Genomic DNA, 12,159 nt, shown 5'->3' with positions numbered 1-12,159 from the left:
CGCGGGAACAGCACGACGTTACGCCTCCGGGCGTTGTGGGGACATGAGTCGATCGACCTATTGCAGCGACCTCGCGATTTCGTCTGTAGTTCAAGCGTTGTTCGACTGCGAGAGAGCAGGGAACGCGGGTGCGATCTCTCGCAGGACAGTTCCTGGAAGAAGGGTTCTGCAACTGTGCAGTTCATCGACGACGGGACGAAATTCGGGTTTGACCGTGGGCTCTGGGTGGGGATCGCAGAGTCGCTCGAGGGGGAAGGTTGTACTTCATGATCAGCGGACGTGAAGGTCGCCGCGCCGCACTGCACGGGCGCGGGTGGGAGAGAAGTCGCGCGAGCGACGGGGTGCCGACGTTGAGTGGCGCGACGCGCCGGCGCGCGCCGAGCACGGTCAGCCTCATCATCCCGGCGCTGAACGAAGCCGCGAACATCGAGTGGGTGCTCCGGCGCGTCCGTGGCGGTGTCGCCGACGAGGTCCTCCTGGTCGACGGCCTCTCACTCGACGACACCGTCGCGATCGCCAAGGCCACGATGGCCGAGATCGTGATGGTCCACGAGCACAAGCCCGGAAAGGGCGCCGCGCTCCGCGCCGGCTTCGCCGCCGCGACGGGCGACATCATCGTCATGCTCGACGCCGACGGCAGCATGGACCCGGCCGAGATCTCGATGTTCACCGACGCGGTCCGCGCCGGCTACGACTTCGTCAAGGGCTCCCGGCATCTGCCCGACGCGGGATCCGAGGACCTCACCTGGCTGCGAGCGTTCGGGAACAAGGCCCTCGGTACCGCGGTCAACGTGCTCTACGGCACGAAGTTCACCGACCTGTGCTACGGGTTCATGGCCTTCCGTCGTGACTGCCTGGACGCGCTCGACCTCACCGCCGACGGGTTCGAGATCGAGACGCAGATGGTCGTCAACGCGGTCAGGGCGGGCCTGCGGATCGCCGAGGTGCCGAGCTTCGAGCTGATGCGTCGCTCCGGACAGTCGAACCTGCGCACGTTCCGTGATGGCCGGCGCGTGTTGCGGACGCTGGTCGAGGCGCGCTTCGCCCCGGCTCGTCGTCGGCCCATCGCCAAGGTCCTCGACCTCACCGAGCCCGCAGTCATCGACCTCACGGAGCTCGACGGCATCAATCGGGCGCACAGCCTCCAGACCAGCACCTGAGGAAGTAGGCCTCCCTGCCAGCGCTGCCGATCTCAGTCGTCATCTGTGCGTACACCGAACGGCGGTGGGACGACCTCCTGGCCGTCATCGCCTCGGTCCGGCAGCAGTCGAGCCCGCCGTTCGAGGTCATCGTCGTGGTCGACCACAACGACGACCTGCTCGAGCTGCTGGGAGCACATGTCTCGGGCATCAACGTCGTCGCCAGCACGCGGTCGCGTGGCCTGGCCGGCGCGCGCAACACGGGCGTCGCGGTCGCGACGGGGGCGGTCGTCGCGTTCATCGACGACGACGCCGTGGCCGACCCGGACTGGTTGAAGTTCCTCGGCGCGGCGTACGCGGACGACGGCGTGCTCGGCGTGGGCGGCGCGATCGAGCCCGCCTGGCAGCACGGCCGCCCCGACTGGTTCCCGGCGGAGTTCGACTGGGTCGTCGGCTGCACCTACCGGGGCATGCCCGAGTTCGCGGGACCGGTCCGCAACCTGATCGGTGCGAACATGTCGTTCCGGCGCGAGGTGTTCGATGTCGTGGGGGGCTTCAACGAAGGCGTCGGCCGGGTGGGCAGCGTCCCGCTCGGGTGTGAAGAGACCGAGCTCTGCATCCGCGCCGGCTCGCGCTGGCCCGGGCGCACGTTCCTCTACGAGCCAGAGGCGCGGGTCGAGCACAAGGTGCCGGGCGACAGGGGCCGCTGGTCGTACTTCCGGGCCCGCTGCTACGGCGAAGGCCTCTCGAAAGCCGCGGTCTCCCGTCTCGCGGGAGCGACGCGGGGCCTCCAGTCGGAGCGCGCCTACGTCCGTCGCACGCTGCCGCGTGGCGTCGTCCGGGGACTGAAGGACGGGTTCGGGGCCGATCGTCACGGCCTGCGTCGGGCCGGCGCCATCACCTTCGGCCTGGCCGCCACCACCGCGGGGTACGCGCGGGGCCGCCTCGACCGGCGCCTGCAGCTCCCTGCGCCCGAGATCGCACGGCACATCCAGAAAGGCACGTGAGGCTCATGGCGCGGTGGATCGAGTTCAACATCCACGACCGGGTCAACATGCGCGTGGCGCGTCAGGCGCCGACCGCCAGGCAGATGAAGGAGATGTTCGCTCCGTTCATCTGCGACGATCCTGCCGGGCCGCACGACATCACGGTCACGGGCGAGCTGGAGCCCATCGTCGAGGGCTCCTACGGCGAGCACGAGTACGAGTACACCGAGGACGCGCTCTACATGAGCGACGGCAAGGTGCAGATCGTGCGTCACGGCGGGGAGCTGCGTGTCAACGGCACGCGGGAGATGCTCACCACCGTGCTGCCCCTGGTCGACCGGGTGGCGACGACGCGGGGCGCCGCCATGATGCACGCCGCCTACGTGGACTACCAGGGTCACGGCGTCTGCATGCCGGCATGGGGAGGCGTGGGCAAGACGAGCACGGTGGCCAAGCTGCTCGAGCTCGACGGCGTCGGGTTCATGGGCGACGACTGGGGCTTCCTCACCGACGACGGTCGGATGCTCGGCTATGCCAAGCCCATGTTCATCAAGCCGCACCACCGGACGATCTATCCTCACCTCTTCGCCGAGAAGCGCAAGCCGCTGGTGCCGTCGAGGCTCTCGAGGCCGATCGCGAAGCTCACGACCGTCGTGCACCCGTTGATCACGCAGTACCCGCGCCTCGCGGGCGTCACGCGCAAGTGGTCACCCGAGCACATGATGCACACGCCCCAAGACGCGTTCCCGGGTGCACGCATCTCGACCGACGTGCCGCTCGACATCCTCATCTTCGTCGAGCGGTTCAACGCCTCACATGTCTCGCTCCAGGAGACCGAGGAGTCGTGGATGGTGTCCCGGCTGATCGGCAACTTCCACACGGAGATGAGCTTGCATTCCCGTGAGGTGGTCGTTGCCATGGGCGCCACCGGGCTCGTGCCCATCGAGACCTTCTTCGACGACAAGCGCACGGTCTTCCAGCGCGCGGTCGCCGGCAAGCCCACGTATCTGCTGCGGGTTCCCGCATCGTTCCCCGCCGACCAGGCCTCCGACGTCATCGTCGAGCACCTGCAGAAGGCGATGGCCGACGCGGGGGTCCTCTAGGGTCGCAGCCGTGCTCGACGTCTCGGTCGTCGTGCCCGTCCGCAACGCGGAGGGCCTGCTCGAGGACTGCCTCGCGTCGATCGCGCGTTCCGAGCCGCGTGAGATCGTCATCGTCGACGGCAGGTCGACCGACCGCACCCTCGAGCTGGCGCGCGGTTTCACCGACCGCATCCTGTCCGACGAGGGCCGGGGACTCCCCGCGGCGCGCCTGATGGGCGCGGAGGCGGCCCGGTCGCGATGGGTCGCGCTCGTCGACGCCGACGTCGTCCTGCCCGACGGCTCGCTCGCGGAGCTGGTCGAGGAGTTCAAGGCGGACGGGTACACCGCGCTGCAGGCAGGTCTGCACAGCGTGGGGGGCGGCGAGTACTGGGGTGAGGCGCTCGCCAACCACCACCGCACGGGCAGGAGCAAGAACTGGTTCGGCCTGGTCGCCACCATCTTCGAGCGCGAGCAGCTCCTCCGCCACGGGTTCGACGACCGCTTCTCGTCGGGTGAGGACATCGAGCTCCGCTGGCGGCTCGAGCAGGCCGGGCACAAGATCGGCGTGTCGAAGCGCACCGTGGTCCAGCACCGCTTCGAGCCGGGATGGGACTTCGCACGCGGCCAGTGGCGCGCCGACGGCAAGGGGCTCGCGCGGATGGTGTCGAAGCACGGACTGCGCGGCGCCGTCCTGCTGGCCATGCCGCTCGCGGGTGGGCTCCGCGGCATCGGGCTCAGCCTCGCTCGCCGCCAGCCGAGATGGGTCCCGTACTACCTCTGCTACACGTTCTTCAACTACACGGCGATGTTCGGAGAGCTGCTGGCCCGGCGTGAGCGAGGGCGCGGGCGCGTGGCCCAGCCGCACGCCACGTGATACGCAAGGAAGCCATGGGCCGCGGGTCGATGGTGCGGAACTCCCTCGGGATGATCACCGGCCGCGCCGCGTCGATGGCGCTGGGCTTCCTGTTCTGGCTCCTCGCGGCCCGGCTCTTCCCGGCCGACAAGGTCGGCCTCACCGCGGGCGTGGTGTCGGCCATGATGCTGTGCACCCAGCTGGCCCTCCTGGGGATCGGCTCCGCCTTCATCGCGTACTTCCCTCGTCACCAGCAGAAGCCGGCCGCCCTGGTCGACACCGCCGTCTCCATCGTCGTGATCGCGTCGCTCGTGGCCGGTGCCCTCTTCCTGGTGACCGCGAAGTTCTCGTTCCACGAGCTGCGCGTGGTCGGTGGCTCGGCGCTCTACGTCGTCATGTTCCTCTCGATGTGCGTCTTGGGCACGCTCAACATCCTGCTCGACCAGGTCTCGATCGCGATCGGTCGGGGCGGGCAGGTGCTCACCCGCAACGTCGTCTTCGGCGGCGTCACGGTGGTGTTGCTCCTCGTGCTGCACACGATCGCCCACGACGCCAGCTCGCTCGCCCTGTTCTCGCTCTGGATCGGTGGTGGCGTGGGCGCGTGCGCGCTGGGCGCTTCCCAACTCTGGCGGTCGCTTGACGGCTACCGCTACCGGCCCCGGCTCGAGCACGGGTTACGCGCCCCGCTGGTGCGCGTGGGTCTGCCCAACCACCTGCTCACCCTCACCGAGCGGGCGCCCGGGCTGATCCTCCCGATCCTCGTCACCGAGCTCCTCTCCCCCACCCAGAACGCGTACTGGTACGCGGTGTGGATGATGGCCTGGGTCGTCTACATCATCCCCATCTCGATGGGAATGGCCCTCTTCGCGGAAGCGTCGCACCGTCCCGAGTCGCTGGCCCGGGCGGTCCGGTCGGGCGTGGGTACGTCGTTGCTCTTCGGGGTGGCGTCCGCGGGAGCCATCGCCGTGCTCGCGGACCCGCTCCTCGGGCTCCTCGGCGCTCGCTATGCGGACGCGGGCGCCACTCCCCTGCGCATCCTGCTCATCGCGTTCGTGCCGCTCACGCTCGTGCAGGTGTACTTCGCCTCGTGCCGCGCGACCGGCAAGCTCACCGAGGCGATCGTCACCGGAACGGTGAGTGGGGTGGTGGCGGTGGGCGCGGCTGCGGCCGCGGCTCGGTCCGGCGGGCTGGCGGGCATGGCGTGGACATGGGTCGCGACGCAGTGGGTGACCGGGCTCTGGGCGCTCGTCCGTTTGCGCTCCCTGAGCCGACTGCATGCCGAGGTCGACCCGGAAGCCACGCGCGCAGTCGAGCCCGCCGCCCTCGCTGTCAGCGCGGGGTGAGCTCCGATGCGCACTGAGGATCGCACGGGCGCGTCGCTCCCCGCCGCGCCCGGTGGTGGCCCCGCACGCCCCGCGGCGCTGCCGTTGCTGCCGACGCTCGAGTCCGCCTGGCCCGCGCTGTGCGCAGTCGTCGCGGGGCTCTGCCTTTGGCTGTGGGCGGGTGCGATCGGCGACGTCAACCCGCGTCAGATCAACGACATCGGGTTGGCGTCGGTGCTCCCGGGGCGGGTGCTCTTCGCCCTCATCCTGCTGTCCGTCAGCTTCTGCGTCCTCCTCCACCGGCGTCCTCTCAACATTCCCGTGGCGGCCCTGCACCTCGGGATCCTCATCTTCATGCTGTACGGGATGACGTCGTTCATCGAGGAGGTCCCGCGCTTCGCGGTGTCGTGGCGTCACGCCGGCGTCGCCGACTACCTCGTTCAGCACGGCCGCGTCGACCCCAAGATCGACGCGTACTTCAACTGGCCCGGCTTCTTCGCGCTGGCGGCGCTGTTCACCAAGCTCACCGGCTACAAGAACCCCATCTCGCTGGCGGCGGACGCTCCCATCTACTTCAACCTGCTCTACCTGGGCGCGGTCGCGATGATCATCCGCTCCGCGACCTCCGACGCCCGGGTGGTCTGGTTGGGCTGCTGGATCTTCTTCATCAGCAACTGGGTGGGCCAGGACTACTTCTCACCCCAGGCGCTGTCCTACTTCATCCACCTCGTGATCCTGGGCTTGTTGCTCACGTGGTTCCGGCGCGAGCGCTACCGCAGCGCCGACGGTGACGTCGCCGAGGGCGCCCTGCTCCCGAGCGGCACCGGGTGGCAGCGCGTCGGGCTGCTCGCGGTGGCGATCATCCTCTTCGCCTCGATCGTCCCGAGCCACCAGCTCACGCCGTTCGCCACGGTGGGCAGCGTCATCGCCCTCGTCGTCTTCCGGCGCACCACCGCGCGCGGGCTCTACGTGCTGATGCTGGTGTTGCTCGTCACCTGGCTGAGCTTCGCCGCCGTCGACTACCTGTCCGGCCACATCGCCCGCCTCACGTCCGACGTCGGCAACGTCTCGGGCAACACGACGGCCAACGTCAGCGAGCGCCTGACAGGCAGCCCCGACCATCTCTTCGTGATCCGCATCCGTCTGGTGATGACGGCGGGGTTGTGGGGCCTGGCCCTCCTCGGCGTCACCCGCCGGCTCGGACGCGGTCATCGCGACCTCACCTTCGCCCTGCTCGCAATGGCACCGTTCCCGCTGCTGGGCCTGCAGGGCTATGGCGGCGAGATGCTCCTGCGCGTCTACCTGTTCAGCCTTCCGTTCGTGGCGTTCTTCGTCGCCTCGCTGTTCTACCCGTCGCTGACGTCGCGCTCGTCGTGGACGACCACCGGGCTCGCGTCCCTGGTGTCGATCGCGCTGCTCGGCTCCTTCCTGTTCGCCCGCTACGGCAACGAGAAGGTCAACCAGTTCACCGGGCAGGAGCTCCAGGTCGTCGACCGGCTGTACAAGATCGCACCGAAGGGGGCGCTGCTCGTCGCGGGCTCGGTGAACGTGCCGTGGCGTTCGCAGGGCTACAACGACTACCGCTACCTCACGCTCACCAAGGTCGCGGCCGATGAGGGCCAGAGCCTGCCGCGCCTCGCAGATCTGCTGACGGCGATGCGGCGGCCCCGAGACGGCTGCGCGTTCGTGCTGCTCAGCCGCTCCCAGAAGACCTACACCGACCTGCTCGGTATCTGGCCGCCGGGCACGTTGAGCCGGCTGGAGCAGCAGATCTTCAGCTCACCCCTGTTCTCACGCGTGTACTCGAGCGACGACGCCGCCATCTTCCGGCTGGACAAGAGCGTGAAAGGAGCACCCGATGACCCGTCGAAGCCTGACGTGGCCCGCAGCAATTCTCCTGTCGACTGCCGCCGTTAGCGTCGTCACGTACGCCGGCATCTGGCCGTCGGCGCGCCCGGTCGTGGCGGTGCCCTTCCTCGTGCTCTGCCCGGGCCTGGCCTGGGCCCGTCTCTTACGGGTGGACAACGAGGTGAACACCGTCATGCTGGGCGTTGCGCTGAGCCTGGCCATCGACACGATCGTGTCGACCGCGCTCCTGTACGCGCACCAACCCTCGGTGCAAGTCAACCTCGGCGCGCTCGTCGCGATCACGGTCGGCGGCCTGCTGGCGGATCCCGACCTCCGTCAGCTGCAATTCCTCCGGCGACCGCTCCCGGAGCGGGGGGTGGCCACGTGACGATCCTCGTCAGCAACCTCACGCTCGACCTCATCCGCTCCCGCACGTCGCTCGGCACGGGCGTCGATGCGGTGGCGGCCATCGCCGTCGTGATCCTGCTCATGGAACGCGAGCTGCTGCGCGCCTACGAGAGCCCGAGCTGGAGCTTCCAGGCCCGCACCCTCGACAACGCGGTGTTCCCGCTTCTGATGATGTTCGTGGTCGTCGTCATCGCCCACATGGCGGAGTTCCTGTGATCGAGGCGTCGACACTCCCGCGGTGGGTTCGCGCCCCCGACCTGACCGTCATCAGCGCGTACCTCGCCGCCATCGCCGGCGCCGAGCTGTTGACTTCGTTCGTCAACGCCGAGGCGGGCATGGCCGTGCACGCCGTCCTCCTCCTCGTCCTCTTGAACCACTCGATGGTCCTCGGCCCGCTGCCGGTACCGCCGCAGACGAGCTCCGAGCCCTCGCGTGGGCTCGTCCCGCTGCTCGCCCTGCTCCCGCTCGCGCGGCTGTTGAGCCTCACCATGCCGACGCGCGGGCTCGCGCCGGTCTTCTGGTTCCTGCTCATCGGGGTGCCGTTGCTGACCGGGGTCGTGCTGATCGCCCGCTACATCCACTTCAGCCCGGTCGACGCCCGGATCTGGGGGTGGTCGCTCCAGCAGGGTCTCATCGGGGCCACCGGCATCCCCCTCGGCATCATCGCCTACGTCGCGTTCCATCCGGTGCCCGTCGTCAAGAGCCACGAGCTCCCCTACCTCATCATCGGGGCCGGGATCCTCCTGGTGTTCCTCGGCCTGCTGGAAGAGCTGATCTTCCGCGCCCTCCTGCAGCCGTACCTGTGCTCCCTGTACGGCGCGTCGCGCGGTGTGCTGATCACTGCCGCCATGTGCGCGGTGCTCAGCAGCGGCTCGCGCTCGCCCGTGACGATGCTGTTCACCTTCGTCGTCGCCCTCTGCTACGGGTGGCTCGTGCAGACCAACCGCTCGATCATGGGCGTGGCGATCTCCCACGGCGTCATCGGCATCCTGACGGTCCTGGTGCTGCCGAACCTCTAGTGCGCGACGTCGTCATCGTCAGCGACCTTCACCTGGGCGCCCACGACGACTCGTACTACGACGACGCGTTCTCCCGCTTCGTCGACCAGCTTCACGGCTCCGGCGCCGACCTCCTCCTGCTCGGCGACGCGCTCGACTTCCTCGAGGCTCGTCCGCGCGCCACCGGTGAGAGCAAGCGGATCGACACGTCCGAAGCGGCGGCGCGCACCACGCTCGACTGGATAGGCCTGCGCCACGCACCGTTCTTCGCCGCCCTCGGACGCTTCGCCGCCGAAGGCCGGCGCGTCCACGTCGTGCCGGGCAACCACGACCTGGAGCTCCTGCGCACCTCGACGCAGGACCGCTTCCGTGAGCTGGTCGGCGCCGGAGGTCGCAGCCACCCCGGGTCGGTGACCTTCCACCCGTGGATCTTCCACGTACCCGGCCTCTTGTATGCCGAGCACGGCCACCAGTACCACGACATCAACGCGGTCAACACCCTGCTGTGGCCGGAGCAGCCCGGCCGGTCCGACCGGCTCGCGCTCCCGATCGCGTCGTACCTCGCCGAAGGGCGTCTGCGGTTCGCGGTGCACGCAGTGAGGCACGCGGTCACGCTGTCGGCCCCGGCGCTGGCCCGCCGTCGCGCCGAGTACCGGCGCGTCGCCCTCACGTCCGCCAACGCGGCGGTCGAGCTCGATGCCACGACGCTCGCAGCCCTCGATCGACTCTCCGAGACGAACGCGGTCGCCATCGTGCGCCGGCTCGCGGGGTACGCACGGCGCGGCGCGGCGGGCGCCGTCACCCAACGCGACGACTACCTGCACCGCGCGGCGACGGCCATCGATCGCGTGCTCCGCGGAGCAGGCGTCGCAGTCCCCCATCTCGCGTTCGGGCACACGCACGTGGCCGAGCGCTTCCCCGTGACATCGGCCGCAGGCGGCCCCGAGTACCTGAACTGCGGCACCTGGTCACCCTTCCTCCCGAAGGGCCTCCACGACGAGGGCGGCCGCCTCACCTTCGCGCGCGTGTCACCCGCGGACGGTGCCCGCGTGCTGCGCTGGGACGACGCCTCGGGGCGCCCGGTCGAGCTCCCCGGCGGCTGAGAGGGCTCCCGGGGGGTCAGAGGAGCATTACGGTGACTCACGAGGACCTCCGGGAGGTTGTGCTGGATTCGACACCTGCACACCTACTTCCGGAGGTCCTCGCGTTGGTGGACCCTTACCGCGTCACCAACGTCCGTGAGAGGAACACCTAGGCGCGCTCGTAGGCGCCGAGGTCCGGGCTGCCGCCCAGTGGCACCGGATTGCGGTCGAGGTCCTGTGAGTAGCCGAGGCCGACGCCGTGATTGACAGCCGGGCTGCCCAGCTGCAGGTGGAAGTCGCCCCCGCCGGGATTCACGAACGCCGGGTTCTGCACCATGCTGTGCGGGCCCATCGCGAATTGCGTCTGACCCCCGAAATACAGGTTGTAGTCCTCGTCGAAGGGCGCGTCCGCATAGCCAGCCTTCGCGACCGCCTGCACGATGTTGTTGCGCATCGTGAGGATCGACGGACCGCAACCGCCATGGCAGACGAAGCCCTGACTGTTGCCGCCGCCGAGGACGATGTCGTTGTTGAAGAGCCGGGTGTTGAGCACGGGCCCGTAGCCGCTGCCCGAGCCGCGGGTCACGACGCCGATCCCGTTGGGCGTGCTCCCGCGCACCAGGTTGTACGCGTAGGTGTTGTCCGCCGAACCGGCCTTGCCCAGCTCGGAGAACGCGTCGTTGTTCACGGCGACGTTGTGGTGGACGTTGCTGCCGGTGGCCCCGTACACCTCGACTGCCGCGCCGTCGCGGCCGTAGTCGTAGGAAAACGCGTCGGAGCCCGAGATGGTGTTGAAGGACACGTCGGTGCCGCTGCCCTGGAGGAGCACGCCGAAGGCGCCGGAGTCGTCGTTGCCGCCGGGGGTCAGCACCGACATGCGGTTGTTGTCGTGGATGGTGTTGCCGGTGATGACCGCGGCCGACGAGGTCTGTCGCGCGAACACGCCCGCGATGTTGTTGCTGATCTCACTGGCTTCGACGCGATCGCCGGCTCCGTAGATGTTCACGCCCGCCCAACCGCAGTTGTCGACGTGCACCTCGCGCAGCACGACGGCGTTGCCTCGCAGCTCCACGCAGCTACCGCCCTGGATCAACGGCGGCGAGCCCGACCCGTAGGCCCCGATCACGATGGGGTTGGCGCCCGTGCCGCTGCGTGTGATGACGAGGGAGTCGCCCCTCCAGGCCGCGCCGCGCTTCAAGAGCACGTGGTCGCCGGCGTTGAGGGCGGCGCCGCTGACGTGCGCGAGGGTCCTCCACGCGGCGGCCGGCGACGTTCCCGCGTTCGCGTCGTTGCCGCTCGCGCTGTCGACGTAGAGCGCCCCGCTCACGGGAGGCGGCGGCGGGGGCGGTGCCGTCGTCGGAGGAGTGGTCGTGGGCGGCGTGGTCGTCGGCGGCGCACTCGTGGTGGGTGCGGCTGTCGTGCTCACTGCCGGGGTGACCCCACCTTCGATCCTCAGCTGGGGCGGAGTCGCGGTCTCGCGGCTGGCGAACTGGGCTGCGGCCTCCGCGCCTTGCGCGAACAACGACGTGGTGAGCTCCAGCTCGAGGGATCCGCCGTTGGCGATCGCGGGGTTGTGCAACAGCGGCTCGGTGATGTCGATGTCGACCCACGCGTTGGCGGCGATCGGTCCCGAGTGTCCGAGCACGCGTCCCAGGTGCGCGGGCGCGTTGTTGAAGGTGATCGCGTTCTCGCGCCAATTGTCGTCGTTGACGAACCGCACCGTGACGCCCGCGGCGTCGGCTTGGGTGCTGTACACCCGCAGCGTCGCCTTCTTCAGCGTTCGCTGCGCGGCGGGGATGTCGACGCGGAGGTAGCTGCTGTGCTCCAACGGCCCGCCGTCGACCTTCAGGAAGGGCAGGCTGCCGTGCACGAGGTCGGGCTGGCCCTCGCTGACGTACGAGTCGGCGGTGACCGTGAACGTCGAGACCTCGGCCGAGCGGGTGAGCGCCGGAGCGAGGAACTGCGCCGCTGCGAGCGTGGCCAACACGCACGCCGCCGCCAGCGCGAGCCGGCGGGGGTCGTCGTTGAGGATGCGAGGGGACAGTCGCTTCAACATTGCAGTCCGGGACCTCTCTGCCGAGTGTCGTTCGGCGCAGTGATGCGGAGTCGCAACGCCTTGTATCGGCACCACGGTCCGGGCCCACTGAGGGGAAAGTGGAAATTGTCAAGCGTGACAGACAATGAAACTTCGTGAGATAGATCGAAGTCCGGCGGTTCTGGCCCTTCCGGCACGCGGGAGAACTGAGGGAAGTCGCCGGAAAGGAGCTCGGGGAGCCCGCCGTAGTCGGGGCTCCCGGGTCCCGAGTCTCGCACTCCGTAGTCGGAGCGCGCTACCGGGCCCGGGAGCTAACGACAGGCCATCGAGCCGCTGTCGGTGTAGCTGCCGCCCGCCGCCCGGTCGAAGCTCCAGCTGTAGGAGCCGTTCCCGAGGGTGAGGTCGA

The 12,159-nt window shown here is 69.3% G+C and carries 11 protein-coding genes; 10 read left to right on the top strand and 1 reads right to left on the bottom strand.

Going from position 1 to position 12,159, the window contains the following annotated elements:
* The first annotated feature begins 266 nt into the window (after positions 1–266).
* The 10 genes from E6G06_17105 to E6G06_17060 are packed head-to-tail and all read left to right on the top strand — an operon-like array spanning position 267 to position 9,739.
* The gene (locus E6G06_17105; protein ID TML87846.1) at positions 267–1,160 is read left to right on the top strand and encodes a glycosyltransferase; all 894 of its coding nucleotides are present in this window, start codon (positions 267–269) and stop codon (positions 1,158–1,160) included.
* Positions 1,161–1,174: 14 nt separating this feature from the next.
* Complete coding sequence (locus E6G06_17100; GenBank protein ID TML87845.1) at positions 1,175–2,146, top strand: glycosyltransferase family 2 protein; 972 nt, start codon at positions 1,175–1,177, stop codon at positions 2,144–2,146.
* Positions 2,147–2,151: 5 nt separating this feature from the next.
* Positions 2,152–3,228 (top strand): hypothetical protein, encoded by a 1,077-nt coding sequence (locus E6G06_17095; GenBank protein ID TML87844.1) that lies wholly within the window; start codon positions 2,152–2,154, stop codon positions 3,226–3,228.
* A gap of 10 nt (positions 3,229–3,238) precedes the next feature.
* Complete coding sequence (locus tag E6G06_17090) at positions 3,239–4,081, top strand: glycosyltransferase (protein ID TML87843.1); 843 nt, start codon at positions 3,239–3,241, stop codon at positions 4,079–4,081.
* On the top strand, positions 4,078–5,403 hold the full coding sequence (locus E6G06_17085) for a polysaccharide biosynthesis protein (GenBank protein ID TML87842.1): 1,326 nt from the start codon (positions 4,078–4,080) through the stop codon (positions 5,401–5,403). The genes E6G06_17090 and E6G06_17085 overlap by 4 nt, the downstream gene beginning before the upstream one ends.
* Positions 5,404–5,409: 6 nt before the next feature.
* Positions 5,410–7,299 (top strand): hypothetical protein, encoded by a 1,890-nt coding sequence (locus tag E6G06_17080; GenBank protein ID TML87841.1) that lies wholly within the window; start codon positions 5,410–5,412, stop codon positions 7,297–7,299.
* A complete protein-coding gene (locus E6G06_17075) occupies positions 7,241–7,618 on the top strand; it encodes a hypothetical protein (protein ID TML87840.1) in 378 nt (125 codons plus the stop codon). Before E6G06_17080 ends, E6G06_17075 begins: the two co-directional genes overlap by 59 nt.
* Positions 7,615–7,854, top strand: coding sequence for a hypothetical protein (locus tag E6G06_17070; protein ID TML87839.1), 240 nt, complete (start codon positions 7,615–7,617; stop codon positions 7,852–7,854). Before E6G06_17075 ends, E6G06_17070 begins: the two co-directional genes overlap by 4 nt.
* Positions 7,851–8,657 carry a CPBP family intramembrane metalloprotease gene (locus E6G06_17065; protein TML87838.1) on the top strand — a complete coding sequence of 269 codons (807 nt, stop codon included), beginning with the start codon at positions 7,851–7,853 and terminating at the stop codon, positions 8,655–8,657. Before E6G06_17070 ends, E6G06_17065 begins: the two co-directional genes overlap by 4 nt.
* A complete protein-coding gene (locus E6G06_17060) occupies positions 8,489–9,739 on the top strand; it encodes a hypothetical protein (protein TML87837.1) in 1,251 nt (416 codons plus the stop codon). Before E6G06_17065 ends, E6G06_17060 begins: the two co-directional genes overlap by 169 nt.
* 148 nt (positions 9,740–9,887) lie before the next feature.
* On the opposite strand, the gene E6G06_17055 is transcribed toward E6G06_17060, so the two are convergent.
* Complete coding sequence (locus E6G06_17055) at positions 9,888–11,774, bottom strand: DNRLRE domain-containing protein (protein ID TML87836.1); 1,887 nt, start codon at positions 11,772–11,774, stop codon at positions 9,888–9,890.
* Positions 11,775–12,159: the final 385 nt, after the last annotated feature.

Source organism: Actinomycetota bacterium, assembly GCA_005888325.1.
Lineage (GTDB): Bacteria > Actinomycetota > Acidimicrobiia > Acidimicrobiales > AC-14 > AC-14.
The sequence above is the reverse complement of the archived record's forward strand: the minus strand, read 5'-3'. Positions and strand labels throughout refer to the sequence as shown.